The 26,953-nt window shown below is 37.7% G+C and carries 26 protein-coding genes, 1 pseudogene and 4 other annotated features; of the genes and pseudogenes, 20 read left to right on the top strand and 7 right to left on the bottom strand.

What is annotated here, in order from left to right; all coding sequences use genetic code 11:
* Positions 1-160: pseudogene (locus H280_RS25605) on the top strand (IS5/IS1182 family transposase); the annotation flags it as partial.
* A 136-nt stretch (positions 161-296) separates the two neighbouring features.
* Here the strand turns inward: H280_RS25605 and H280_RS0105325 are convergent.
* Positions 297-494, bottom strand: coding sequence for a DUF4177 domain-containing protein (locus H280_RS0105325; RefSeq protein ID WP_020060084.1), 198 nt, complete (start codon positions 492-494; stop codon positions 297-299).
* A gap of 149 nt (positions 495-643) precedes the next feature.
* Here H280_RS0105325 and ytxC point away from each other — a divergent pair, with 149 nt between their 5' ends.
* From ytxC to H280_RS0105285, 7 genes are all read left to right on the top strand, one after another.
* The gene (gene ytxC, locus H280_RS0105320; RefSeq protein WP_020060083.1) at positions 644-1,525 is read left to right on the top strand and encodes a putative sporulation protein YtxC; all 882 of its coding nucleotides are present in this window, start codon (positions 644-646) and stop codon (positions 1,523-1,525) included.
* Positions 1,526-1,557: 32 nt separating this feature from the next.
* Positions 1,558-1,784: a binding site (T-box leader), on the top strand.
* A 50-nt stretch (positions 1,785-1,834) separates the two neighbouring features.
* On the top strand, positions 1,835-3,766 hold the full coding sequence (gene thrS, locus H280_RS0105315) for a threonine--tRNA ligase (protein ID WP_020060082.1): 1,932 nt from the start codon (positions 1,835-1,837) through the stop codon (positions 3,764-3,766).
* Between the two features lie 200 nt (positions 3,767-3,966).
* Positions 3,967-4,087: a sequence feature (ribosomal protein L20 leader region), on the top strand.
* A 61-nt stretch (positions 4,088-4,148) separates the two neighbouring features.
* Positions 4,149-4,652: a translation initiation factor IF-3 gene (infC, locus tag H280_RS0105310; RefSeq protein WP_020060081.1), complete on the top strand. Its 504-nt coding sequence runs from the start codon at positions 4,149-4,151 to the stop codon at positions 4,650-4,652.
* 21 nt (positions 4,653-4,673) lie between these two features.
* Positions 4,674-4,871 carry a 50S ribosomal protein L35 gene (gene rpmI, locus H280_RS0105305; RefSeq protein WP_020060080.1) on the top strand — a complete coding sequence of 66 codons (198 nt, stop codon included), beginning with the start codon at positions 4,674-4,676 and terminating at the stop codon, positions 4,869-4,871.
* Positions 4,872-4,911: 40 nt separating this feature from the next.
* Positions 4,912-5,271, top strand: a complete 360-nt coding sequence (gene rplT, locus H280_RS0105300; RefSeq protein ID WP_020060079.1) for a 50S ribosomal protein L20 — start codon at positions 4,912-4,914, stop codon at positions 5,269-5,271.
* Positions 5,272-5,896: 625 nt separating this feature from the next.
* Positions 5,897-6,388: a dUTP diphosphatase gene (locus tag H280_RS0105290; protein ID WP_020060077.1), complete on the top strand. Its 492-nt coding sequence runs from the start codon at positions 5,897-5,899 to the stop codon at positions 6,386-6,388.
* Between the two features lie 71 nt (positions 6,389-6,459).
* Positions 6,460-7,545 (top strand): M42 family metallopeptidase, encoded by a 1,086-nt coding sequence (locus H280_RS0105285; RefSeq protein ID WP_020060076.1) that lies wholly within the window; start codon positions 6,460-6,462, stop codon positions 7,543-7,545.
* A 37-nt stretch (positions 7,546-7,582) separates the two neighbouring features.
* Here the strand turns inward: H280_RS0105285 and H280_RS0105280 are convergent, their stop codons facing one another.
* Positions 7,583-8,194, bottom strand: a complete 612-nt coding sequence (locus H280_RS0105280) for a TetR/AcrR family transcriptional regulator (protein WP_020060075.1) — start codon at positions 8,192-8,194, stop codon at positions 7,583-7,585.
* 287 nt (positions 8,195-8,481) lie between these two features.
* Between H280_RS0105280 and H280_RS0105275 the strand changes: the two genes are divergently transcribed.
* Positions 8,482-9,135 carry an HlyD family secretion protein gene (locus H280_RS0105275; protein WP_020060074.1) on the top strand — a complete coding sequence of 218 codons (654 nt, stop codon included), beginning with the start codon at positions 8,482-8,484 and terminating at the stop codon, positions 9,133-9,135.
* Positions 9,136-9,148: 13 nt separating this feature from the next.
* Positions 9,149-10,912: a DHA2 family efflux MFS transporter permease subunit gene (locus H280_RS0105270; protein ID WP_020060073.1), complete on the top strand. Its 1,764-nt coding sequence runs from the start codon at positions 9,149-9,151 to the stop codon at positions 10,910-10,912.
* A 168-nt stretch (positions 10,913-11,080) separates the two neighbouring features.
* On the opposite strand, the gene H280_RS0105265 is transcribed toward H280_RS0105270, so the two are convergent.
* Both H280_RS0105265 and H280_RS0105260 read right to left on the bottom strand, forming a co-directional pair.
* The gene (locus tag H280_RS0105265; RefSeq protein ID WP_020060072.1) at positions 11,081-11,794 is read right to left on the bottom strand and encodes a CPBP family intramembrane glutamic endopeptidase; all 714 of its coding nucleotides are present in this window, start codon (positions 11,792-11,794) and stop codon (positions 11,081-11,083) included.
* A gap of 150 nt (positions 11,795-11,944) precedes the next feature.
* Positions 11,945-12,517 carry an HD domain-containing protein gene (locus H280_RS0105260; RefSeq protein WP_020060071.1) on the bottom strand — a complete coding sequence of 191 codons (573 nt, stop codon included), beginning with the start codon at positions 12,515-12,517 and terminating at the stop codon, positions 11,945-11,947.
* A 191-nt stretch (positions 12,518-12,708) separates the two neighbouring features.
* Here H280_RS0105260 and H280_RS0105255 point away from each other — a divergent pair, with 191 nt between their 5' ends.
* Entirely contained in the window at positions 12,709-12,951 is a 243-nt protein-coding gene (locus H280_RS0105255) for a hypothetical protein (protein ID WP_020060070.1), read from the top strand.
* A 107-nt stretch (positions 12,952-13,058) separates the two neighbouring features.
* Here H280_RS0105255 and sspI read toward each other — a convergent pair whose 3' ends face one another.
* Entirely contained in the window at positions 13,059-13,268 is a 210-nt protein-coding gene (gene sspI / locus H280_RS0105250; protein WP_020060069.1) for a small acid-soluble spore protein SspI, read from the bottom strand.
* Positions 13,269-13,350: 82 nt separating this feature from the next.
* On the opposite strand from sspI, the gene H280_RS0105245 reads away from it, so the two are divergent.
* From H280_RS0105245 to pheT, 3 genes are all read left to right on the top strand, one after another.
* Positions 13,351-14,148, top strand: a complete 798-nt coding sequence (locus H280_RS0105245; RefSeq protein ID WP_028411108.1) for a TrmH family RNA methyltransferase — start codon at positions 13,351-13,353, stop codon at positions 14,146-14,148.
* 192 nt (positions 14,149-14,340) lie between these two features.
* Positions 14,341-14,568: a binding site (T-box leader), on the top strand.
* Positions 14,569-14,612: 44 nt separating this feature from the next.
* The gene (gene pheS / locus H280_RS0105235) at positions 14,613-15,647 is read left to right on the top strand and encodes a phenylalanine--tRNA ligase subunit alpha (RefSeq protein ID WP_020060066.1); all 1,035 of its coding nucleotides are present in this window, start codon (positions 14,613-14,615) and stop codon (positions 15,645-15,647) included.
* A gap of 18 nt (positions 15,648-15,665) precedes the next feature.
* Positions 15,666-18,086, top strand: a complete 2,421-nt coding sequence (pheT, locus tag H280_RS0105230) for a phenylalanine--tRNA ligase subunit beta (protein WP_020060065.1) — start codon at positions 15,666-15,668, stop codon at positions 18,084-18,086.
* Positions 18,087-18,153: 67 nt separating this feature from the next.
* Here the strand turns inward: pheT and H280_RS0105225 are convergent, their stop codons facing one another.
* Entirely contained in the window at positions 18,154-18,840 is a 687-nt protein-coding gene (locus H280_RS0105225) for an Ig-like domain-containing protein (RefSeq protein WP_028411107.1), read from the bottom strand.
* A gap of 531 nt (positions 18,841-19,371) precedes the next feature.
* Between H280_RS0105225 and H280_RS0105220 the strand changes: the two genes are divergently transcribed.
* The 3 genes from H280_RS0105220 to H280_RS0105210 all read left to right on the top strand — a co-directional run bounded on the left by H280_RS0105220 (position 19,372) and on the right by H280_RS0105210 (position 23,112).
* Positions 19,372-20,763: a YcdB/YcdC domain-containing protein gene (locus tag H280_RS0105220; RefSeq protein ID WP_020060063.1), complete on the top strand. Its 1,392-nt coding sequence runs from the start codon at positions 19,372-19,374 to the stop codon at positions 20,761-20,763.
* A gap of 62 nt (positions 20,764-20,825) precedes the next feature.
* Positions 20,826-21,077 (top strand) — a binding site (T-box leader).
* Between the two features lie 50 nt (positions 21,078-21,127).
* Positions 21,128-22,519, top strand: coding sequence for an asparagine--tRNA ligase (gene asnS / locus H280_RS0105215; RefSeq protein WP_020060062.1), 1,392 nt, complete (start codon positions 21,128-21,130; stop codon positions 22,517-22,519).
* Between the two features lie 2 nt (positions 22,520-22,521).
* Positions 22,522-23,112 carry a hypothetical protein gene (locus H280_RS0105210; protein ID WP_020060061.1) on the top strand — a complete coding sequence of 197 codons (591 nt, stop codon included), beginning with the start codon at positions 22,522-22,524 and terminating at the stop codon, positions 23,110-23,112.
* 189 nt (positions 23,113-23,301) lie between these two features.
* Here H280_RS0105210 and rnhC read toward each other — a convergent pair whose 3' ends face one another.
* Positions 23,302-24,240 (bottom strand): ribonuclease HIII, encoded by a 939-nt coding sequence (gene rnhC / locus H280_RS0105205; RefSeq protein ID WP_155894966.1) that lies wholly within the window; start codon positions 24,238-24,240, stop codon positions 23,302-23,304.
* A 124-nt stretch (positions 24,241-24,364) separates the two neighbouring features.
* Here rnhC and zapA point away from each other — a divergent pair, with 124 nt between their 5' ends.
* From zapA to polX, 3 genes are read left to right on the top strand one after another with little or no spacing between them, the layout of a single operon-like run.
* Complete coding sequence (zapA, locus tag H280_RS0105200; RefSeq protein WP_020060059.1) at positions 24,365-24,634, top strand: cell division protein ZapA; 270 nt, start codon at positions 24,365-24,367, stop codon at positions 24,632-24,634.
* Between the two features lies 1 nt (position 24,635).
* Positions 24,636-25,175, top strand: a complete 540-nt coding sequence (locus tag H280_RS0105195; RefSeq protein WP_020060058.1) for a CvpA family protein — start codon at positions 24,636-24,638, stop codon at positions 25,173-25,175.
* A gap of 54 nt (positions 25,176-25,229) precedes the next feature.
* A complete protein-coding gene (polX, locus tag H280_RS0105190; protein WP_020060057.1) occupies positions 25,230-26,948 on the top strand; it encodes a DNA polymerase/3'-5' exonuclease PolX in 1,719 nt (572 codons plus the stop codon).
* The last annotated feature ends 5 nt before the right edge of the window (positions 26,949-26,953 follow it).

Genomic DNA, 26,953 nt, shown 5'->3' with positions numbered 1-26,953 from the left:
AATCGAAGCGAAAAATAGTGAACTGAAGCACAGACACGGGTATGATGTAGCATCTTCCTCGGGTCTCATTGGTATGCGAATGCAAGGTGCGATGGCTATATTTGCCGTCAATTTAAAACGAATTATGACCTTAATGAAGGAAAAAAAGGAAGAAAAGTAAAAAAAGAATAGAAAGAAAGGCGACTTTTCGTTCCATTTTGAACGAAAAGTCGCCTTTCTAATTTCACATCCGGTTTTTGAGCTGAAAAAACGTGAGTTTTTCAGTGGCCTCAGCAGTGAGCTTGCTCTTTTTTTTATTATATAGTTTGTTTCCGTTCAAAAATAAGTTCGAAATATGCAGCTGATCCATATCCTACCGTACTAGGAGCAAAAACTTGTACGAAGCGCCAACCTTCTTTTGCGTGTTCTGTAATGATTGTTTGATAATCTTCTTTTGGTTTAGATGCCATTAGACCGGATTTTAGTTCGATTTTTACAAATTTGTATTCGTACATATTGTATGGCTCCTTTAAAAATCTTTTTAGTAAAATTATACAATAAAAATAACTTATGAATATGAAAAATTCATACTAGCTCGTATCATTTTTTGTCCATCCCCCTAATATATATGGAAATAGCAAGAATTATAAAAGGGGGGATAAAAGTGATTGAAATCTGCTTCGAAGAAAAAAATGACGCTATTGTTATATATAAAGAGCTTAAAAAAAGGACAGATTATATATATGAAGAAATAAGCATTTACTTGTACGAACAAACGGTAATTGTTCATATACCGATACAAGAGTCGCGATATATTGATAAAGTGGTTATTCCTGTATTTATGCAATATATTATCAATACAAAACAAGATGAATGGATAAGTGCGGTTTTAAAAGATAAATTTTATTATGAAGAGCGAGAAGAACGAAACCAAATTTTACATATGGCTCATTCTATTTTAAAAGGGAAACGAAAGGGATTAATAGATGCACCTTCAAAGGAAAGAGGGAAAGAATTGGTGCTTTCTTCTTTACAAGGCTGGATGCATGATACAATGTCTTTTTCGTTTGGAGCATATATTCGTTTTCGTTTGAGAAAGTACAATGAATTTTTATATCGAACGGCGGAGATGGCGATTGATGAATATAAGTTAGAACAAGAGTATCAAATGTTCGTAGAAACACTTCGCCAACAAGTAAGCGGCCGAAAATCACGTTTATCTTGCTTGCATCTCGTGTTTAATGATAGTTGTATTTTTTATGATGAAAAAGGGCGACGTTTAAAACAAGAAAAACTTGTTCAGTATATAGAAGAAGAAGTACTTTCTCAAAAAGGTTTATACGTTGATCCGAATGTTATGGCACCGCTTCTGTCGATCGCGCCTAACAAAATTCATCTGTATGCGAAAGAACAAGATCATAATATGATTGTAACGATTCAAAATGTATTTCAAGAGAGAGTGCAGTTATATGCGCTTCATGAATTTGAAAAGAATGTGACAAAATTTAAAAATAAAGGGAACGCCCTTGATTTTCTAAATTTTTGAGCATATAATTACGTACATACACGAAAATACATCGAAATGTTACGATGAGGACATGAGTAGTTATCTACGATTCTCAGAGAGAGAAGCCTTAGGCTGTGAGCTTCTTAATACGAGATTATTACTTACCACCTCTAAACTTCAGCAGTGAACGAATGTCTAGTAATTGCTGACGGCAAGTGCCGTTATCATGTACTTGAGCAGTTAACAATGTGTTGGCTGGAACAAGGGTGGAACCGCGAATTCAACACTCGTCCCTTTTTATAGGGATGGGTGTTTTTTATTTTGACTATGAAAAAGGAGTGACTAAAGATGGCAGATGTAGTAAAAATCACATTTCCAGACGGAGCTGTGAAGGAATTTCCAAAAGGAACAACAACTGAAGACATTGCTGCTTCTATTAGCCCTGGCTTAAAGAAAAAAGCGATTGCAGGGAAATTAAATGAGGAAATGGTAGACTTACTTACACCAATTGAGCAAGATGGTGCAATTTCTATCATTACATTAGATTCTGAAGAAGGGCTATATATTTTACGCCACTCAACAGCTCACTTATTAGCGCAAGCATTAAAGCGTTTATATAAAGATGTGAAGCTTGGAATTGGGCCTGTAATTGAAAATGGCTTCTACTATGATATCGATATGGAATACGCGATTACAGTTGAAGATTTCCCAAAAATCGAAAAAGAAATGCAAAAGATTGTGAACGAGAACTTAGAAATCGTTCGTCATGAAGTACCGCGTGCGGAAGCACTTCGTCGTTATGAAGAAAATGGGGATGAACTAAAATTAGAATTAATTAACGATCTTCCAGAAGATGCGGTTATTTCAATTTATGAACAAGGCGAATTCTTCGACCTTTGCCGCGGTATTCATCTTCCGTCTACAGGGAAAATTAAAGTATTTAAATTGTTAAGCGTGGCAGGTGCTTACTGGCGCGGAGATAGCAACAACAAAATGTTACAACGTATTTACGGCACTGCATTCGTGAAAAAAGCAGAATTAGATGAGCACTTACGTATGCTTGAAGAAGCGAAAGAGCGTGACCATCGTAAATTAGGTAAAGAATTAAAACTATTTACAAATAGCCAAAAAGTAGGACAAGGCTTACCACTTTGGTTACCAAAAGGTGCAACAATCCGCCGTATTATCGAGCGTTACATTGTTGATAAAGAAGTAAGCTTAGGGTATGACCACGTATATACTCCGGTACTAGGAAGCCGAGAGCTTTATGAAACTTCTGGTCACTGGAATCACTACCGAGATGGCATGTTCCCATCAATGGAAATGGATAATGAAGAATTAGTACTTCGTCCGATGAACTGCCCTCACCATATGATGGTATATAGAAACGATATCCACAGCTATCGTGAATTACCAATTCGTATTGCGGAGCTTGGAACAATGCACCGTTATGAAATGTCTGGTGCGCTATCTGGCTTACAACGTGTCCGCGGGATGACTTTAAATGATGCGCACATTTTCGTTCGTCCAGATCAAATTAAAGAAGAGTTAAAACGCGTTGTAAACTTAACTCTAGAAGTATACAAGGATTTCGATTTAGAAAATTATTCATTCCGTTTATCTTACCGTGATCCAGAAGATACTAAAAAGTATTATGATGACGATGAAATGTGGGAAAAAGCACAATCAATGTTAAAAGAGGCTATGGATGAAATGGGTCTTGAGTACTATGAAGCAGAAGGTGAAGCGGCATTCTACGGTCCGAAACTTGACGTACAAGTTCGCACTGCGCTTGGAAAAGACGAAACACTTTCAACTGTACAATTAGACTTCTTACTTCCAGAACGCTTTGAGTTAACTTACATCGGTGAAGACGGTAAGCATCATCGCCCAGTTGTTATTCACCGCGGTGTTGTATCAACTATGGAACGCTTTGTTGCCTTCTTAATTGAAGAGTACAAAGGGGCATTCCCAACATGGTTAGCGCCGGTTCAAGTACAAGTAATTCCAGTTTCTCCGCAAGTACATTTAGACTATGCGAAGAAAGTGCAAGAAGAATTGCAACGTGTTGGCATTCGTGTTGAAGTGGATACTCGTGACGAGAAAATTGGTTACAAAATCCGCGAGGCACAAATGCAAAAAATTCCGTATATGCTTGTAGTAGGTGACAATGAAGTTGCTGAAACTGGTGTAAACGTACGTAAATATGGTGAACAAAAATCAGAAACAATCTCATTAGATGCTTTCATCGACTTAATTAAAGTTGAAGGAAAAAGATAAGAAAAAGTCGCGGTTCGTCCGCGGCTTTTTTGTACGCTTATAGTTGGTAATAAGAACCAAAGGCTGCTTTGTGTAAAAAAATGTTGCATGTATTCATTTTGTTTGTTACAATATTTTTTGTTGTTACTTAAGAAGTAGAGCTTCTTGACATGCATTATGTCCTATGATAAAATCATCAAGGATAATAGAATACGGATTTGTGGAACAAGTAGAAGCACCCGCTTCTCACCTGATTGACGCGAAAGCAGTTGGCAGGTAAGTATTTCTTACTAGAGATATTATAAGTGTGGGTGCCCTGTGTGCCCGCACTTTTTGTTTGGGTTCTTCCTTCCCAAAACGTATTCCCATAAAACCTTGGAGGTGGCTTACTATTAGCAAGGACATGATGATTAACGAGCAAATTCGTGCACGTGAAGTACGTTTAGTTGGTGCAAATGGTGATCAACTTGGAATTAAGTCTCGTCAAGAAGCATTAGATATGGCTGCAAACGTAAATCTTGATCTAGTATTAGTTGCTCCAAATGCGAAACCACCAGTATGCCGTATTATGGACTACGGAAAATTCCGCTTTGAGCAACAAAAGAAAGAAAAAGAGCAGCGCAAAAATCAAAAGATCATTAGTATGAAAGAAGTACGTTTAAGTCCAACAATTGATGAACATGACTTTAACACAAAACTTCGTAATGCTATTAAATTCTTGGAGAAAGGCGACAAAGTTAAAGCATCTATTCGCTTTAAGGGTCGTGCCATTACTCATAAAGAAATCGGTCAACGTGTTTTAGATCGCTTCTCTGAAGCTTGTGCTGAAGTTAGTACAATTGAATCTAAGCCGAAAATGGAAGGACGCAGTATGTTCTTAGTTTTAGCACCGAAAAATGATAAGTAATAAATAGAGGAGGAAATCACTATGCCTAAACAGAAAACTCACCGCGGCGCTGCAAAGCGTTTCAAAAAAACAGGATCTGGTAAACTAAAGCGTTCTCACGCTTACACAAGCCACTTATTCGCTAACAAATCTACAAAAGCTAAACGTAAATTACGTAAAGCTGGTGTAGTAAGCGCTGGTGACTTCAAACGTATTCGTCAAATGCTTGACAACATGTAATTCATATTTTGTTCAGATAGATATCTAGGAGGGAAATAATATGCCAAGAGTAAAAGGTGGTACGGTTACTCGTCAACGTCGTAAAAAAATTATTAAATTAGCAAAAGGTTACTACGGTTCTAAACATACATTATACAAAGTTGCTAACCAACAAGTAATGAAATCTTTAATGTATGCGTTCCGTGACCGTCGTCAAAAGAAACGTGACTTCCGTAAATTATGGATCACTCGTATTAACGCAGCTGCTCGTATGAACGGTCTTTCTTACAGCCGTTTAATGAATGGTCTTAAGCTTGCTGGTATCGAAGTAAACCGCAAAATGCTTGCTGACCTAGCTGTTTATGACGAAAAAGCTTTCGCTGAATTAGCAACAGCTGCTAAAACTGCTTTAAACAAGTAATTGATCAAAAATCCTTAGGACATTGTTCCTAAGGATTTTTTTATAGATAAATCCAAGTTAAAACCCAAAAGCCCTTTTCTTTTTTGTTGGTCGAGAGTGTCTGGCTATGCGTAGAAGCGGTCAGTGCCTATTTCTGCCACGTGCGATGTTCAAACAAAGGGAGAAAGAAAGTGGTAGGTCACTTTTTGATCAGCGTGGCGGTGATTTGTATGTTGGAAAGCCAAGTTGGGCTTATAGCTATGACAAAGTAAGCATAAAAGTTTCAATAATATAGAAGAATAAACATGAAAAATCGGAGAGATTCTCTGGATTTTTATGTTTATTTATATATACGAGTTAAAAGCCTTACATAAAACCTCCTGACCGCTCCTGTACATGGCCAGCCCCTCAGGACCATTTGAAAAATGCTTTTCTGTCGTTGTTTTTTATAAAGTGACTGAGTGGTCACGATAGATATATATGAAATATGCTGTGAATAGGGTGCTTGACTTCAGACAATCTTGTCTTTCCACACGAAACTAGCGCTGTTATAATGTAAGAATATAACTAGGTTATTTGTTTATATTTACCATTAGAATGGAGCAATATCGAGTAAGCTTATACGATATTGAAGGAGGAGTACGTTTTGGATTTACTACAATTATTTAAACTACAAAAAGAATTAGATGATCGTATTACGAAAGAACATAATTTAGAACCGAAAAAATTATTAAAAGAAAAAATGCTAGCACTTCTTGTAGAAATTGGTGAACTTGCAAATGAAACACGCTGCTTTAAATATTGGAGTAACAAGCCAGCATCTGAGCGTCAAGTTGTACTAGAAGAATACGTAGATGGGCTGCATTTTATTTTATCTATTGGAATCGATTTAGGAATTGATAAAAACTTCTTGTTTTATAAATGTGCACTAACAAATAAAACGCAAGTAGAAATTTTCTTAGATGTATATGCGAAAGCAATTCGCTTTAATGAACAGCCATCTATTACAAATTACATTGAATTGTTTACGAGCTATCTTCGTTTAGGACAAGCGCTTGATTTTGAACAAGAAGAGATTGAGAAAGCATATGTAGATAAAAATGAAGTAAATCATCAACGTCAAACAGAAGGGTATTGATGGAATTTTTTGAACATTCTTTTCCGCTCTTGTATAATTGAAGAGATGAAGAAAAAGGAGGACATTGTCCAATGACAAAACTAGATGCGACCTTGACGATGCTAAAAGAACTAACAGATGCACGCGGGATTGCTGGAAACGAACGCGAGCCTCGTGAAGTAATGAAGAAATATATCGCACCGTTTGCTGATGAAGTATCAACAGATAACTTAGGAAGCTTAGTTGCGAAAAAAATTGGTGACGGCAATGGTCCAAAAATTATGGTAGCCGGTCATTTAGATGAAGTTGGTTTTATGATTACGCAAATTGATGATAAAGGTTTCTTACGCTTTCAAACAGTTGGCGGCTGGTGGTCACAAGTTATGTTAGCACAGCGCGTAACAATTGTTACGAGCAAAGGTGATGTAACGGGTGTCATTGGTTCAAAACCACCGCACATTTTACCAGTGGAAGTTCGTAAAAAACCAGTTGATATTAAAGATATGTTTATTGATATTGGTGCTTCTAGTAAAGAAGAAGCATTGGAATGGGGCGTGCGTCCAGGAGATCAAGTTGTACCATATTTCGAATTCCAAGTAATGAAAAATGAAAAAATGTTACTTGCAAAAGCTTGGGACAACCGTATTGGCTGCGCAATTGCAATCGATGTTTTAAAACAATTAAAAGATGAAAAGCATCCAAACATTGTATACGGTGTTGGAACAGTACAAGAAGAAGTAGGTCTTCGCGGGGCGAAAACATCTGCACATTATATTCAACCAGATATCGCATTTGCAGTAGATGTTGGAATCGCTGGTGATACACCAGGAGTAAGCGAAAAAGAAGCACAAGGAAAAATGGGTGATGGCCCACAAATTATTTTATACGATGCATCTATCGTTGGGCATAAAGGTCTTCGTGACTTTGTTGTTGGCGTAGCAGATGAATTAAATATTCCGTATCAATATGATGCTCTTCCTGGCGGCGGAACGGATGCAGGAGCAATTCATATTTCTGTAGACGGTATTCCAGCAATGGCAATTACCATTGCAACTCGCTATATTCATTCCCATGCGGCAATGTTACATCGCGATGATTATGAAAATACAGTGAAGTTAATTGTAGAAGTTGTGAAACGTCTTGATAATGAAGCTGTACATAACATTACATTTGATTAATAGAAAAAAGAGCGAGAGGGCATTCCTTTCGCTCTTTTCATTGCTCTAATCCAGCCGCTGTATACGGACCTAAAATGATTAAACGAGCTAGCTGTAAGGCCATATAATGAGGTGTATATGGCATATTTTGTTTGAGCCAAGAAATGACCATTCCTAAATGTGCACCTGATACATAACTAATGAGGATATCACGCGGTACAACTAATTTCTCGTCATTTGGTTGTGAAATAGAAAGGCTAAGAAGTAAATTCGTTTGAATTGCTTTCATCATTCGAGAGGAAAACTTCGGAATCCCATTCGCCCCAAGCATCACTTGATAAAAGAAAACATTCTCAGCAATATGACTAAACAAAGATAGAAAGACAGGATGAGGAGTATCGAGGGTAAGTTTAAACTCATTCTTATCTAATTTTTTTGGTTTGAGAATGTCTGCTAATGTTGTTAGCATTTCTTCAATGCTTTTGTCTAGTAGATCATATTTGTCATAATAATGGCTATAAAAGGTTGCACGGTTTACAGTTGCCTTTTCAGCAATATCCTGAACGGTAATGCTATTGAAACTTTTTTCATGTATTAAAGATATAAGGGCATCACGTATTGCCTGTCTCGTTCGTTTTACGCGAGGATCGTTTGAGTTTTTAATAGACATTTTCGTTCTCCTTGCTTGTTTTTTTATATTTTTTCAACATATATATATGGGAATGTCGGAAAAACAACATATTGAATTAAATTGTCGATTGTCATTCGAACCGAATTATTTATAATTATAAACGATATTCTTTTTCTTAGCACAAGATAAGGAGGGGATTTTGTGCGTGGACAAAGGGTCTTTTTTAAATTAGTCCTTAACAAAGTGAATGGTAAACTTTATTAATTAAAAAGAGAGATGGACTTATTAGAAATTCAATTAATATTAAAACTAAGGAGAGGGAAACAATGAGTCAAATTCGGAGAATGATTATCATTAATATTGTTACGTTGATTGTATTAGTTGGCGGCGGATTTGCTGGTTATTATTATTACAATCAATCAACAAATTATTTAAAAACGGATAATGCAAAAATTGATGGAAAAGTTGTACCTATTGCATCTCCAGTCGCAGGGAAGTTAACAGGTTGGAAGGCAGAAATAGGAAAAAATTATAACGCTGGTGATAAAGTAGGTTCTGTAATGAGTAACGCTGGTAATGCTGCACAAGAAGTAGATATTACAGTTCCAGCAAATGCAACGCTTGTTCAATCGAATGCAACGCAAGATTCATATATTGCACCGGGAACACCGCTTGCATATGCCTGCAATATGAGTGATTTATGGGTAACGGCAAATATTAAAGAAACAGACGTAGATGAGATCCAAAAAGGGCAAGAAGTAGATGTATATGTAGATGCATATCCTGATACGACATTAACAGGAAAAGTAGAACAAATTGGCTTAACTACAGCAAATACATTCTCTATGTTACCATCTAGCAACGCAACAGCGAACTATACGAAAGTAACACAAGTTATTCCTGTTAAGATTTCATTAGATCATAGTAAATCATTAAATATTGTTCCAGGCATGAATGTCACAGTTCGGATTCATAAGTAAGGGGGAATGAAATATGTCCTCGATCTTTATTGCAGGATACGCTCTTTTATGTATCGTCGTGTTCATTATTGTAAATCGTGTATTTAGAAAAAAAGGAAAAGAGATAGAAGAACCAGTTCAAGCACAAGGGGTTTCAGATCATAAAAAAGAGGCAGTAAGAACACAAGAAATACCGAAAGTTACGGAAGAAGAAACAGGTGAAAAACAAGAACAAAAAGCGGAAGATACGGAGCCGAAAGCTTCTCGTTCTCAAACGGTGCTTCCTGAATTTAATGTAAAAGTCGTCTTAGCTGTTCTTATTTTCGGGATGTTCGTCTCAATTTTAAATCAAACATTAATTAACGTTGCTTTGCCAGCATTAATGAATGAATTTAATGTATCAACATCTACCGCACAGTGGCTTACAACAGGATTTATGTTGGTGAACGGGGTATTAGTGCCAATTAGTGCATTTTTAGTTTCACGGTTTACGTATCGAAACTTATTTCTAGCGGCTATGCTGTTCTTTACGGCAGGTTCGATGATTTGTGCGATATCTGGAAGCTTTACGATGATGATGACAGGGCGTGTTATTCAAGCAGTAGGTGCTGGTATTTTAATGCCGGTTGGAATGAATATTTTCATGACTATCTTCCCGCCTCATAAGCGCGGGGCTGCGATGGGACTGCTTGGTATTGCGATGATTTTAGGACCTGCCATTGGACCAACACTTACAGGCTGGATTATTCAAAACTACACATGGAATGTTATGTTCTATGCCATGTTTATCATTGGATTACTTATTATCGTATTAGCACTAAAATATTTTACATTGAAACAGCCTGTGACGAAGGCAACACTAGATACTTTCGGTGTAGTTGCTTCTAGTATCGGACTTGGAAGCTTACTTTATGGTTTTAGTGAGGCAGGGAATAAAGGTTGGAGCAGCGCGGAAGTTATCATTACGATGGTGATTGGTATTATCGGAATCAGTCTATTCGTCTGGAGACAGTTAACGACTGACAATAAAATGTTAGACCTGCGTGTATTCAGCTATTCGGCATTTACTTCAACGCTTTTAATCAATGTAGTTGTTACGATGGCATTATACGGCGGGATGATATTGCTTCCTGTATATTTACAAAACATCCGTGGATTTACACCAATTGATTCAGGGTTACTCCTTCTGCCAGGATCTTTAATCATGGGAATGATGGGGCCATTTGCCGGGAAATTATTTGATAGATACGGCATTCGACCACTTGCTATTTTTGGATTAATCCTTACAACATATGCAACATATCAATTTACACATTTAACATTAGAGACACCTTATAGTGAAATTATGAGAGACTATATTATTCGTTCGTTTGGGATGTCGTTTATCATGATGCCAATCATGACAGCGGGGATGAATGCTCTGCCAATGAAACTTATTTCTCATGGAACAGCAACGCAAAATACATCAAGACAAGTTGCGGGCTCCATTGGAACTGCGTTATTAATTACAATTATGACGCAGCAAACGACAAATCATATGGCAGACTATGCAAATGCAATTACAACAACGAATCCAATTATCGTAAACAAACTATCGCAAATGGCTACAATGACAGGATCAGCGCAGGCAGGAAACGCATTAGGCTCACAAATGCTATTTGGGCAAGTTTCGAAGTTATCCGTTATTAACGGAATTAATGATGCATTCTGGATTGCAACAATCTTAACGGCAATTGCATTAGTCTTATCGTTTTTCTTACAACCAGGAAATAAGGCGAACAAAAAAGCAGAGAGATAATCTCTGCTTTTTTGCTTGTTTACTACATTAAAAGATAAAAATACCGACTAGAGCGGTTGCGCAAATTAACCCGCCAGTATTTCGGATGCTACTCATTTGGCTACGTGCACCAGCAAAGTTGTGCTCCTTTTTAATAATAGTAATTTGACTTTGTGTACCTCTTGTTTATTATAAAAACGCAAGCGTATTATTCATCATATGAAATAATATAGCTGGCATAATAGAATTCGTTTTTTTACATAATACAGCCATAAACATGCCCGTCATAAAAGCACTCACCATAACACCTAGAGAATATGTATGGGCAATTCCGAAAATAGAGCTTGAGCTAATTGCTGCTATCCAAAATGGAAAACGCTGCTGGAAAAATTGAAGAATGATTCCGCGAAAAATAAGTTCTTCAAGAATTGGGATGAAAATTGCACTTCCTAAAATTAATAGAATTTTATATTGATTTAAAGTTTCTAAGTTTAAGGCTAAATCTTGTTCTTGTATTGCATGAGGAAATATCTTAGAAATTATTAATACATTAATAACAATGCTAAGTCCAAAGAAAAGAAATAAGTATATATATGTATGAACTTTTCGGAGCGCTTGAAAGTTAAAAATAGGTAATAATAGTTTTTTTAAGGGCTCATATTTAAAAATAAACAATAATAAAATGAGCAGTTGTAATAAAGCACTTCCGGTTGTTCCAAGTGAGCTATATAGGGCACTTGTCTTTTTGTCTGAAATACTTTCGCTGTAAATCATAAACGGAAGAGCTATAAATAAGCCGCTTATGATATTCGTCCCAAAAAAAGCAAATAAAACAGAACCAATAAATTTTCCCCATGATAAAGAATGATTTTGATCGTATGTAAGTTGTACAGAATGTTGCATATATCGAATCCTTTCTATTGTTTATATATAAAATTATACATATTTGGATGAAATGTTCCAGGAGATAATGTTACATAATAGTTCGAAACTTCGCAATCAAAGTAAAAATCACCTTAGCATTTACTAAGGTGATCTGTGTATAGTTATTGATTAACAGATTTTCTCTGCTTTTTTATTGGTAGAAATATGAGCATGGGACGCTGATTGTTGGACTTGTAATTCACGATCTACCATCTCATCTAATCGCTGGATTGCTTGCAATGCTTTTTCATAAGAAATTGTTCGATAGTGATGTGCCCCGCCCGGTTCTTCATCGGCTTCGTCTGCCCATTTAATAATATTTTGGAGAGGTGTTCTCTCAAGAGTTTGTTCTAGTAGAAAAGAATCGGTGTGCAGGAGAATGGCAACGGAAATTTCCTTTGCTTGTTTTGGGTGTTCTCCTAATCGAATTAGCAATTTATGAGCTCTTTCCGCTCCTTTAATCGCATGTATATCATTCTTTTTGTATAATTCATAGTCCCATTCTCCATTACGATACCATGTGTGATGTCCTATATCATGAAGAAAACCAGCCTTTGTTGCCGCATCGACTGGGGCGTGATGCTTTTTGGCTAAGTGAAACGCATGGTAAGCGACGGCAATCGCGTGAACCATTCCAGCACGTTGTACATACTTTTGTGTAATATGATGTTTGAAAATTTGTTCAAGTGTAACACGGCGCATAAAGTATCCACTCCTTTTATTCATTGCTGTATATGGTAGAAAAAATAATAGCTATAAAGATATTTTGAATATTTTACTCCATCATATTGTGTTAGTAAAGAAATTTATGAAAGATTGTCCGACTGTCTATTTCAAAGAGAGCTACTCTATCATATAAATATAGTAACGCTATAAAGAAAGGAGTTAAATGTATGGCCCTTCTTACTAACTGTACTACATGTACGCCTCCTGCGGGTTCAACACCTATTCTTACTGTGGATATACCGGGTGGACTTGCTATTAATTTATTGGGCATTCATATCGAAGCTTGCCCAATCTGTCTTACAGTATTCACTGGTGGGGGAACATTAACAGCGGAGCAGCAAGCTATTGCAAATAACCTTGTGCAAGCTGTTCAAAATTTGGTTCCGAATATCCCAAGTGCTCAAAAATAAATAGGTGTATAGGTATAGAAAATAGCCTTCCGTTTTCTTCGGACGGCTATTTTTTATAAATAGGATTAGAGAGGGAGTAAAAACATCCCCGTCTTTGAGAAAATTACTTATCTTTTTAAACCTTGTTCAAGTGTCGCTAACATTTCATGTTTTTCTTGTTCATCAGCATTTTTCCAAATGACTTCAAATAACACACCAAGACCTGGAAGCATTTTTTCTTCTCCGCTTTGAATCGCATCGACAATTGTTTCTTGTAATTGGTCTTGTGTATTTCCTGATACGTTGGCTAATACAGCACCGCGTAAATTAAAGTTCATCACTTTCACCTCTTTTTAGGAATGGAAACTGACGTTAGTTTTTGTTCTTTTGTATGTAAATATGTATGAAAAATAGGCTATAATGAGAAGACAAGAAGAGAGGGAAATACATATTATGAAAAACATTGATTCAGTACAAAATCCGCGCGTAAAGCAGTGGAAGAAGCTGCAAACGAAAAAAGAACGCGATCAAAAAGGATTATTTTTTGTAGAAGGATTCCATTTAGTGGAGGAAGCTTTAAAAGCAGGAGTAGCAATGGAACTGATTGTCTCAGACCAGACAGACCTTCCGAAAGATTGGACGGTTGCTGATGTAGAAATGTATATTGTGTCTGAAGCGGTTGTAAAATTGTTACGTGAAACAGAAACGACGCAAGGGGTATTTGCGGTTTGTGAGAAACATGAGAAAGAAATCGCTCTTACGAATGGGAAGTTTTTATTATTAGATGGACTGCAAGACCCAGGTAATTTAGGAACGATCATTCGTACAGCAGATGCAGCTGGACTTGACGCTGTTGTTCTTGGAGAAGGATGCGTTGATGTATATAATAGTAAAGTATTACGTTCTACGCAAGGCTCTGTATTCCATTTACCAATTGTAAAAGGAAACTTAGAGGAATGGGTAAATAAGTTAACAGAAAAGAACGTTCCTGTATACGGGACAGCTCTTGAAAACGGGATTCCATACGGTGAAGTAGCGCCGACAGGAAGTTTTGCATTAATTGTAGGTAACGAAGGAAATGGCGTTCGCCAAGAGCTTCTTGCGAAATGTAATCAAAACTTATACATTCCAATTTATGGAGGAGCAGAATCGTTAAATGTCGCGGTTGCTGCAGGCATTTTAACGTATTATTTACAAACTCCGGTTGCGAATCGCTAAAAAACTTCTTATAATAGGTGGAAGTACGTGTTCAAAAAGGAGAATAAAGAGAGCCGAGTAGTTCGAGGCACGGAAGCCGCGAGGAAACGGAGTGTAGCGGGACTACATGAGCACCGGAGTGGCAACGTAACGAAGAAATATGACAGCTATCTTTACCGGACATTTTGAACATCCAATAAAAGTGAAATAGTTTAAAAAACGATGATAGAGAAGAGTAGCTTGCAAAATCGCCATATAGGGAGAGAGTGCCATAGACTGAAAGCATTCTTATGGTAGACGGAAGTGAATTCACCTCTGGAGTTGACGCCAGGACCATTGTATGTAAAGGCGTTCCGGTCTAACAAGCCGTTATAACGAATTGAGTGGGCAGACTTGTTCTGTCAATTTAGGGTGGTACCGCGAATTTACCTCGTCCCTTTTTAGGGAGCGAGGTTTTTTTATTTTTAAAATTAGGAGGGTTCCAAATGGAAGCACGTTTAAAAGAGCTAAAGCAAGAAGCACTGAAGCTGATTGAAGAAGCGAAAGAGCTAAAAGGCTTAAACGATGTACGCGTTGCGTATTTAGGAAAAAAAGGACCGATTACAGAAGTACTGCGCGGCATGGGGAAATTATCTCCAGAAGAGCGTCCACGTATGGGTTCGCTAGTAAATGATGTACGCGAAGCTATTCAAACGCGTTTAGAAGAAAAAATTAATCATTTAGAAAGAGCAGTAATTGAAGCGAAATTAGCATCTGAAACAATTGATGTAACATTACCAGGCCGCCCTGTAAATACAGGTTGTCACCATCCGTTAACAGCGGTTGTGGAACAAATTGAAGATTTATTCATCGGTATGGGATATGAAGTTGCGGAAGGTCCAGAAGTAGAAAAAGACTACTATAACTTTGAAGCGTTAAACTTACCGAAAGACCATCCAGCACGCGATATGCAAGATTCTTTCTACATTACAGAAGAAATGTTGCTTCGTACACATACATCGTCTGTGCAAGCAAGAACGATGGAGAAGAGTACAGAAAAAGGCCCAATTAAAATTATTTGTCCGGGTAAAGTATATCGCCGTGATGACGATGATGCGACTCACTCTCATCAGTTCATGCAAATTGAAGGTCTTGTAATCGATAAGAACATTCGTATGAGTGATTTAAAAGGCACATTACAAGCATTCGCGAAGAAGATGTTCGGTGAAGATCGTGAAATCCGCCTTCGTCCAAGTTTCTTCCCATTCACAGAGCCGTCTGTTGAAATGGATATTTCTTGTATGATGTGTCATGGCAAAGGTTGCGGAACTTGTAAAAAAACGGGTTGGATTGAAATTTTAGGTGCAGGTATGGTTCATCCAAATGTTCTTGAAATGGCTGGCTATGATTCAAAAGAATATCAAGGCTTCGCATTTGGTATGGGTGCAGAGCGTATTGCGATGTTAAAGTATGGCGTTGATGACATTCGTCATTTCTATACAAATGATGTACGTTTCTTACAACAATTCAAACGAGCGTAAGGGAAGGAGAGAGAAAGAATGTTCGTATCATATCGTTGGTTACAAGAGTATGTAGATATTAAAGATGTAACAGCACAAGAATTAGCTGATAAAATCACGAAAAGTGGTATTGAAGTAGAAGGCGTTGAAGTATTAAATAAAGGCGTAAAAGGTGTTGTAGTTGGTCACGTATTAGAGTGCGAAAAACACCCGGAAGCTGATAAGTTAAGCAAATGTTTAATCGATATCGGTGAAGAAGAGCCAGTTCAAATCATTTGCGGTGCGCCTAACATTGCGAAAGGTTTAAAAGTACCAGTTGCAAAAGTTGGCGCTGTTCTTCCTGGTAACTTCAAAATTAAAAAAGCAAAATTACGCGGGGAAGCTTCCCACGGTATGGTTTGTGCACTTCAAGAGCTTGGTATTGACGGGAAACTAGTTGCGAAAGAATATGCAGACGGTATTTTCATCTTCCCAAGTGATGCGGAAGTTGGTGCAGATGCACTTGAAATCTTAAACTTACATGATGAAGTACTTGAACTTGGTTTAACGCCAAACCGTGCAGATTGCTTAAATATGTTAGGTGTTGCATACGAAGTAGCGGCAATTTACGGCCGTGAAGTAAAACTTCCAGCAGCAGACTTACAAGAAGCCGCAGAAAAAACATCTGATTATATTTCTGTAAGTGTAGAAGCAACGGAACAAAACCCATTGTACATTGCGAAAATGGTGAAAAACGTAAAGATTGGTCCATCACCAATCTGGATGCAAACGCGCCTAATGGCAGCTGGCATTCGTCCAATTAGTAACGTAGTTGATATTACAAACTATATTTTAATTGAATACGGTCAACCGTTACATGCGTTTGACTATGATAAATTAGGTTCAAAAGAAATCGTTGTTCGTCTTGCACAGGAAGGCGAGAAAATGACAACATTAGACGATCAAGAGCGTACATTGCAAGCGCATCATCTTGTGATTACAAACGGAACAAAACCATTAGCGGTTGCAGGTGTAATGGGCGGAGCGGATTCTGAAGTAGATAACGATACAGTAAACGTATTAATTGAGTCTGCATATTTCGCAGGTCAAACAGTACGCCGCACATCAAAAGACTTAGGTCTTCGTAGTGAATCAAGTGCACGTTTTGAAAAAGGTATCGACCCAACTCGTACATTTGAAGCGATTCAACATGCGGCAGCATTAATGGCAAAATATGCTGGCGGCGAAGCGTTAGAAGGCGTGGTGGAAGTTGATCACTTACAAGTAGAAGAACGTACAGTATCTGTTACAGTTGAAAAAATTAACCGTGTATTAGGTACAGACGTTTCTGTGAGTGAAGTGCGCGCAATTTTCACAAACTTAAAGTTCCCGTTCACAGAAGTGGAAGGAACATTCCATGTGAACGTACCAGCACGTCGCCCTGATATTACAATTCCAGAGGACTTAGTAGAAGAGGTAGGTCGTCTATACGGATACGACCATATTCCTTCAACATTACCAACTGGTACAATTACGCGCGGTAAATTAACAGCAGCGCAAATAAAGCGTCGTAAAGTACGCCGTTACCTAGAAGGTGCTGGCTTATATGAAGCCATTACGTATTCATTAACTAGCGCTGAAAAAGCAAAACAATATATGGTGGAGTCAAACGAAAAAACACCTGTGAACCTTGCGCTTCCAATGAGTGAAGAGCGTAGCCAGCTTCGTTTAAGTTTAGTACCACAATTATTAGAAGCGGTAACATATAACAACGCTCGTAAAGTAGATAACGTTGCGTTATACGAAGTAGGATCTGTATTCTTACCAACAGTTGAAGGCGAACTTCCAAAAGAAGAACAACATCTTGCGGGTGTAATGACAGGTCTTGCTCTTCATCATCAATGGCAAGGTGAGAAGAAGGTTGTTGACTTCTTCGTGATGAAAGGTGTATTAGAAGGATTATTTGACGTACTTGGCGTTGCGAAGACTATTACGTATGTACCAGCAAAACGTGATGGTATGCACCCAGGCCGTACAGCTGATATCCTACTTGACGGCGAAAGCATTGGTTTCATTGGTCAATTGCATCCAGAAGCACAAAAACAATTAGATGTAAAAGAAACGTACGTATTCGAATTATCTCTTGCGAAAGTATTTGCAACAGATGCAGAAGAAACATACTACACAACAATTCCACGCTTCCCATCTATGACGCGCGATATGGCAATTGTAGTAGTGAAAGAAGTAAAAGCTGGCGAAATGAAGCAAGTAATTGCTGAAGCAGGCGGACAACTTCTAAAAGAAGTAACATTATTCGACTTATACGAAGGCGAAAAAATGGAAGAAGGCAAAAAATCACTTGCATTCTCTATGAACTACTTCGACCCAGAACGTACATTAACAGATGAAGAAGTAACAGAAGCACATAGCCGTGTATTAGCAGCGGTAGAAGAGAAGTTTGGTGCGGAGTTACGTAAATAATAAAAGAGCAGCCATGTGGCTGCTTTTTTTGTTGCGTTTTATATTTGAAATTTCGCTAAAAACTTGATTATGCATACGGTGAAGGAGCGGTTACATTTTTGGAAAAAGGAACGCCATTTACAGTGCCAAAAGCTGTAAGAGTTATATCACCAGGCCCAAAAGCAGTGACAGTAGTATTAAAGAACCCATCTGCATCTGTAAAAACCATGGTTGGAGAAACATTTGCTGAACCAGATACTGTGAAAAAAACTGGTATACCTGCAAACCCGGTGCCATTGACTAATAACCGATCGGGAGCAGGAGCGTTATTATTTTCACTTGGCAAACTGAACCCAAGATTTACTTCTATACTAGTAATTGCTAGTTTTCTAATACAAATTTTGACGATTTCTTTTTCTTTGAATTTAAAAGCAACCCGCCGTCCGTTTATAATTCCGAAATTTTGTTCTTGGGCAAAAACTTCGCCAAGAATCGCCACGCCAGTCACTTCAAAAATGTCACCTTCATTGGCATCTTCGCGGTCAATGACGCACTGGAAAGGAATATCGTCGTGAATCTGAAACCCTGGAACTAGAGTACCGTCTTCTAAAATTGCAGTGTAAGTTAGCGTTTTATGAATGACGCCACAAACGACAATCTTTTCTGGGACTACATTTTCAATCGTAGCCTCAACTGTTTTTGTAAAGGTAACGGTATTTTCAAGTGCTGGGGGAACTAACTGGATTTTATGTTCTACAATTTGTCTGTAGCACATTGCTTTTGCCTCGGATGATTTTGGTGATTTTCCTAATGTTTGAATCTCAGGAAGTCCTGGTAAACCGACATAGGGAAAAAAGGGTGTGCTTGTAACGGATTTTTTATCATGATATGGATTCATGTATACTGCCTCACTTTTTTATTCGTGTATAGTGTAGAATATGTTTTCTAAATTGTAGATGCTTGTTTTTAAGAATCAATTACAAAAAACGAACTATTGTCATAGTTGTATTAAGAGTGGTAGAAGGAAAAATGATTATTCATGCGAATTTCCCAGTCTCTTCTTACGATGAAATGGAAAGTGTAACTCTAAAAACTAGAAATTTCGGAGAGATAAAGCTAAAAAAGAAATAAAGCAAAACCTTTCATTCTATCGTGGATGAAAGGTTTTCTTTTTTTATCCCGCATTAACTGCCCGTAAAAGCCCGATTGGTGAGGGCTTTCCATCGGTGGGAGATGAAAAAACTCTCCACTGATGGAAGTTTCACTTTATAATAGTTATAAGAGAAAGGGTGTGTGGGGGTTTCAAATGACGAATATAGTTGAACAAATCAAATTATTTTTAAAAATTAATGAAAACATACAATTATTTGCGGTCGCCTCAGAAGAAGGTGAGAATGAGTTTAATGTGTTTGAGCGGCGAACAGAAGAATTAGTAGCATGTTATGAAACGGATGGAAAAGGTGGATTAAAGCATTTTCAAACGTGCCGAGATTTAGAGAAAGTAAGGTGTATATCATTATCCCGTGATGAAGTTTATGAGATTGCACAATCTTTTTTACAAGTATTTGCTCCTAATATCGTTAAATTTATTTATTTTGTAGAATTAATAGAAATGGATAAAGTGTTCCAACTATCCTATGAACTGCGTGATGAACGATATGGCTTATCTTTTCCGGATGCTAGTGTGATGCTTGAGATTGCAAAGGATGGACGTTTCCAATATTTCCTTTTTGAAGGAGAAGTGTGTGAAGTGCAGTATCCAAAAGAGCTTATTCCAAAAGAAGAAGCAATAGAAAAATTCATTGAAGCGCTTCGATTTGAATTGTTGTTTGCAAAGGCTAGTACGGAAGTGTTTGCAAATGGAGATGATGCATATCACCTCGTTTATGCACCCAAAGATCACGTTATGGATATAGGGGCAAGCGGAGAACTACATACATATGAGAACGATAATAGATTCGTTCAGCAGTTTTATAACTTAGAGAAACGCACTATACAAAATGGAGAGATTTTAAAATTAATTGGCTTAGATGATACATATGTAAAAGTTTATACGAGCTGTAAAGGGGATAAAGTAACGGAACTTTGGTCGAAGCAAGATTACGCTAATGACATTGAAGTGGAAGAAGGAACGCCGTTTCATACCATTCAAGTATGCTTTCATCAAGAAACATTTCAGTGTATAAGTGTAATCAATAATGAACAGAAAGATGGGAAGAAAGAAGTTATATCAGAAGAGGAAGCGAGAGAGTGTGCGCTTCAATTTTTATTTGCCTGTTATCCTAAAGCTGACGAACTATTCCTAATAGAGAGAAGTCATTCATCGCATCATTGTGTATGGGAAGATGAAAATTGTGAATCGCAGTACGGATTTTGGTTCCATCCTCTGCAACGTGGTAAAAGAGTAGATACATACAGTATGGTCATTCAAGTTGGTCAGCAATCTGGGAAGATTTTAGAGTTTCAAGCAGTTGCAGGTTTTAATAAAGAATTAGATGAGCTAAACGATGAACCAATAATCTCTGAGGAAGAAGTAAAATCTATTTACGTTCGTGATTTGGAGATGGAACTTGTGTGGGAGAAGGAGCAGAATCCATTACGCTATGAGCTTTGCTACGTACCGTTGTTTTCAAAAACAGATGGACATGTTCGGATGATTGAAGCGCATACGGGGACGGCATTTTCTTTGAAAGTGTAAGTATTTTAAAGACAACTTGCATCTTTCAAAGGAATGTAGTACATTAATTTTAGTTTAACAAAAGAAAGACGATGATAAGGAAAAGTAGTATATACTATAATCCAAAGCGAGTCAGGGACGGTGCGAGCCTGATGAGGCGGTATATGTGAAGAACACCTTGGAGTTGCTAACCGAAATTGAATTGTGTATTCAAGAGTAGACTTAGACGGGAATCCGGCCTGTTACAAACCGGGAAGTATGTAATACATACGAGTTAGAGTTGGTCTTTATGACAAATTGGGTGGTACCGCGAAGTTTAACCTTTCGTCCCTTTATGGATGGAAGGTTTTTTTGTATTTAAATATATGTAAAGGAGAATTTCAATATGGAAAACACATTAGTAAAAAGTCTATATAGAGAAACTGATAAATATGTAGACCAAAAAGTACAAGTATCAGGGTGGATCCGTAACTTACGTGATTCAAAAGTATTTGGTTTTATCGAATTAAACGATGGTAGCTTCTTTAAAGGCGTTCAAATCGTTTTCGATACAGAATTAGATAACTTTACTGAAATTACGAAGCTTCCATTAAGCTCTTCTATTAAAGTAGAGGGAACATTAGTCGCAACGCCAACTGCAAAGCAGCCGTTTGAAATTAAAGCGGATAAAATCGAAGTCGAGGGATTATCAGATTCTGATTACCCATTACAAAAGAAACGTCATACGTTTGAATATTTACGTACAATCGCTCATTTACGCCCAAGAACAAATGCATTCTCAGCAACGTTCCGCGTGCGTTCTATCGCAGCGTTTGCGATTCATCAGTTCTTCCAAGAGCGTGGATTCGTACACGTTCATACACCAATTATTACAGGAAGTGATACGGAAGGTGCAGGCGAAATGTTCCGCGTAACAACGCAAGATTTAAACAATGTACCAAAAGGTGAAGACGGACAAGTTGACGAATCAAAAGACTTCTTCGGTAAAGAAACAAACTTAACGGTAAGTGGACAGCTGAATGCTGAAGCTTATGCATTAGCGTTCCGCGATGTATACACATTTGGTCCAACGTTCCGTGCTGAAAACTCAAACACAACTCGCCACGCAGCTGAGTTCTGGATGGTTGAGCCTGAGATTGCATTCGCTGAATTAGGTGATGTAATGAACCTTACAGAAGATATGCTGAAATATGCAATGAAATACGTATTAGAGCATGCACCAGAAGAAATGGAATTCTTCAACAGCTTTGTCGATAAAACAGTTCTTGAGCGCATGAACAACGTAATCAACTCTGATTTCGGACGCATCACATACACAGAAGCAATTGAAGTGCTTCAAAAATCAGGTGCAGACTTCAAATACCCAGTAGAATGGGGAATTGACTTACAAACAGAGCACGAAAGATACTTATCAGAAGAAATCTTTAAACGCCCTGTATTCGTAACAGACTATCCAAAAGATATTAAAGCATTCTACATGCGCTTAAACGACGATGGCAAAACAGTAGCTGCAACAGACTTACTTGTTCCTGGTATCGGCGAATTAATCGGCGGAAGTCAACGTGAAGAAAGAATGGATGTTTTAGTAGAGAGAATTAAAGAACTAGGCATGAACGAAGAAGATTACTGGTGGTACTTAGAGCTTAGAAAATACGGCGGTACAAAACATGCTGGATTTGGTCTAGGTTTCGAACGTTTCTTAATGTACATCACTGGTATGGCAAACATTCGTGATGTAATCCCATTCCCAAGAACACCAGGTTCTGCGGAGTTTTAAGATTGAAAAAAGGTATATTAACAGCAATTCAGCTGATTGATATGCCTTTTTATTTTTTTGAGCAGGGAGAGATACAGGATAAGAAGAAACATTACGTAGAAGGGAAAGGAGCTGAATTTATGAAAAAAAGAATGATGTATTTCTTAGCAATCATGCTAATCAGTTTAAGTGCATGTGGAAATGAGAAGCAAGAAAAAGTAGTTCCAACATCACAAGAGGCAGAGGTTGTTACGTTTCAAGGAAAAGAGATAAAGGAAATTCAGCTGACATCTACGAAACCAAAAGGGACGAAAGTATTGAAAAAAGCAGAAGACATGAAACAACTTGTATCTGCGATGGAGCAGGTTGGATTGGCGGAAAACGGTGATGAGCCGAAAACATTATCATTAGATGAAGAGACTAAATCGGCTATTCATTACAATATGTCTATTGATTATAGTGATGGATCAATTGGAAAATACTTTGTTTGGGTAGAAGCTGACGGAGACATTGTAATTGGGCATAAAGATACGCCAGAGAAAGAACGTGTTGAGTTTTATGATTTAAAAGAAGTCTCAAAAAAAGTTGCAGAGACGTTTAAAGCAGAGTGGTAAAACGAAGGAGCTGACTAATTTTAGTCAGCTCCTTTCACTTTTTGGTTAGCAGATCGATCACTTGTATGTCGAAAATTACCGAAGAATCTTTAAATCGTGTTGAAGCGCCGATAAATGATGCGATTGCGCCGATATATTGAGTGAGTCCCTTGTTTAGTCTGTATATATCCTGTCCATACTGGAAAATAACTATTTTTTCAACAATCGAAACGCCTTTTCTGTATTCGCAAAATGTAATTTCACAAACTCAGGTAATCTTTCTTTTCCAAGCTTTTGAATCAACTTCGCTGCGGCAATATCGACTTGTTTCCCAGCGCCTTTTGGAAGTGGCATGCCTGCTTTTTTGCTTAGTTCATCAAACTGTTTCACAAATGAGTAACGGGCTAAAATGGAAGCCGCTGCAACAGCGATATGTACACTTTCGCCTTTTGTAGCGAAATAGACATTTTCGCGCTGAACGTTTTTTCGTTTGGCTAAATATTTATAATATGTAGTCGGTTGTGTGAACTGATCAATTAAGATGCCTTCTGGTTTTGTTGGTGCCATTTTAGCCAATAAGTTTGTAATAGCTTTATTATGAAGCAGTGCTTTTAGTTGTCCTTGATTATGGCCTTTCTCAAACATTTCGTTATATTTTTCGTTATGAAGAACAAGAGAGCTGTAAGGGACAACTGTTAGTAGTTGTTTTGCAATTTCACAAATTTGTGTATCGTTTAAGTTTTTTGAGTCCTTGACGCCGAGTTCTTTTAATAATGGAATTTGCGCCGCATCGACGTATACTGCAACAACTGTCATCGGTCCAAAATAGTCTCCTGTTCCGACTTCGTCTGAACCAAGAATAGACATAGTAGCGATAGAAGCTGGCGGTGCGTAGTCATGGCTGTCCACAATTTTTTTGATAGAAGTTTTTGGCGGCGCGGCATTTGCTTGCCATTGACTCGCTTCTTCTGTCGCCCGTCCACCTTGAAACATGACTTTTCCTGATTTATAGGCTGTAATTGTACAAGATGGAACCTTTGCCATGAAGACGCCGCCTTGAGGAATTTTTGGCTGCACGGCTTGTGCGTACTTTGATTTCATGTCTTCTATAACCGCAAGGCTTACTTGAATAACAATAGAATTTGACAAAATGGTTGCTCCTTTTTCATTATTTATATTTTTATCATATCGAATTATTGTTTCTGTTTCCATATGATGTTTTTTCATGGTATGATAATCTGTAGGATTCTGTACGGGATTGGAGGACAGTAAGTTGTCACAACAAAAGGGAAAACGAAGTCGAATTAATGTAGAAATTTACGGTCAACAATATTCAGTTGTTGGCGATGAAAGCACAAGTCATATACGCATTGTCGCGGCGATTGTGGATGATAAAATGCGCGAACTGAATGCTAAGAATCCTTCGCTTGACACAAATCGATTGGCGGTGTTGACAGCAGTCAATGTCGTGCATGATTATATAAAATTAAAAGAAGAAAATGAAAAGCTGAAAGAAAGAATGAGACAAAAAGGAATGGAATAACATGGTTGATATTATAATCATTTTACTGCTTGTTATGGGATTTCTTCTTGGTTTAAGAAGAGGTCTAGTACTACAACTTGTAAAATTAGCAAGTTTTATTATTGCCTATCTTGTAGCATATTGGTATTGCAAAGATTTAGCACCTGCATTGCAAAAAATTATTCCGTATCCATTTAAGCAAGAAGTAAATGTGCCGAATTGGATCGATGCAAATAGCATGGAAACAGTTTTTTACCAAGCCATTGCGTTTATCGCATTATTTATTATTACAAAAATTGCGTTAACGTTGATTGGACAACTGTTAAATATGTTTACAGAAATCCCTGTTGTAAAACAGGTTAACGCATTAGGCGGAGCGATTTTAGGTTTTTTAGAAGTGTATATTATATTGTTTGTATTAATTGTGATCGGTACGGTACTTCCGGTTCAACAAGTACAAACGTCGCTTAATACATCAACAATAAGCAAAGTAATTGTAAATGATACACCGATTCTTTCTGAAAAAGTTAAGGAATTATGGCAGACAGGCAGCAAAGTATAACTTCTCTTCTTTAGAAAGAGAAGTTTTTTTCTATGATGGGAAGGCGGGAGAAGAATGAAAGTAAATAAAAAACAAGTGATTAAACTACTTGAGACGATTGCGCTTTTCATGGAACTAAAAGGCGAAAATCCTTTTAAAATATCAGCATTTCGTAAAGCGGCAGCAGCGTTAGAAAGCGATGATCGCAGCCTTTCGGAAATTGAAGATTTCAAGAAAATACCAGGAATCGGAAAAGGAACAGCAGCCGTTATTGCAGAATATATTGAAGTTGGGACATCAGAAGTGCTTACAGAGCTTGAAAAAGAAGTGCCGAGCAGCTTATTACCGCTTTTGAAATTACCAGGTCTTGGCGGAAAAAAAGTCGCGAAGTTATATAAAGAACTTGGCGTTGTAGATATGGAAACATTAAAGAAAGCTTGCGAGGAAAAGCAAGTGCAAGCACTTGCTGGGTTCGGTAAAAAAACGGAAGAGAAAATACTAGAGGCTATTGCGCAAGTTGGTTCAAGGCCAGAACGTCTTCCGATAGCAATGGTGATTCCTATTGCCGGGGAAATAGAGAAGAAATTGTCGAATATACCAGAAATTATTCGCTATTCTCGTGCGGGAAGTTTGCGCCGCGTTCGTGAAACAGTGAAAGATTTGGATTTTATTATTGCGACAACAGAACCAGAAAAGGTACGCGAGCATTTGCTGCAGTTTAATAATATGATTGAAGTGATTGCAAGTGGTGATACAAAGGTTTCTGTACGCCTTCAGTATGAGTATGATATTTCAATTGATTTCCGTCTTGTGAAGCCGGAAGAATTTATTACTACGCTTCACCATTTCACGGGTTCAAAAGACCATAATGTAAGAATGCGCCAAATTGCCAAAGATAAAGGCGAGAAAATTAGTGAATACGGCGTGGAAAACTTAGAAACAGGAGAAGTGCAGACATTCGAAACAGAAGAAGCGTTTTTTGCACACTTTGGACTTCCATTTATCCCGCCAGAAGTACGTGAAGATGGAAAAGAGATTGATCTAACCAAGCAGTATCCGAATTTCGTGCAGTTCTCTCATATTCAAGGTGATTTACATATGCATACAACGTGGAGTGATGGTGCTTTTTCTATTGAAGAAATGGTACAAGCATGCCGCGCTCGTGGCTATAAGTATATGGCGATTACGGATCATTCTCAGTACTTGAAAGTGGCCAATGGATTAACGAAAGAGCGCCTTCGTGAACAAGGAAAAGAAATTGAACGTCTGAATGCAAAGTATCTAGACATCACTATTTTACGAGGCATTGAAATGGACATTTTACCAGATGCAACACTTGATTTTGATGATGACGTATTAGCAGAGCTTGATTATGTGATCGGGGCCATTCATTCTAGTTTTTCACAAGACCGTGAAACAATTATGAAGCGTCTGCGCGCTGCAATTGAAAATCATCATGTAACAATGATTGCGCATCCAACAGGCCGCTTAATTGGTCGCCGCGAAGGCTATGATGTCGATACAGACCTATTAATTGAGCTTGCGAAAGAAACAAATACTGTACTTGAATTAAATGCAAATCCAAACCGTTTAGACTTAAGTGCGAATTTGCTAAAGCAAGCGCAAGACGCGGGTGTGAAAATCGCCATTAATACAGATGCTCATACGCTTGAAATGCTAGAGGATATGGAAATTGGTACTGCAGCTGCGCGCAAAGGTTGGATTCAAAAAGATACAGTTATTAACACGTGGGATATTGAACGTTTATTAGATTATATTAAGCGTAATAAGTAATACAA

This window comes from Bacillus sp. 123MFChir2 (assembly GCF_000383235.1).
In the GTDB taxonomy this organism is placed as follows: Bacteria; Bacillota; Bacilli; order Bacillales; family Bacillaceae_G; genus Bacillus_A.
Note: the sequence above shows the minus strand (reverse complement) of the source record. Positions and strands in the feature narration are given on the sequence as shown.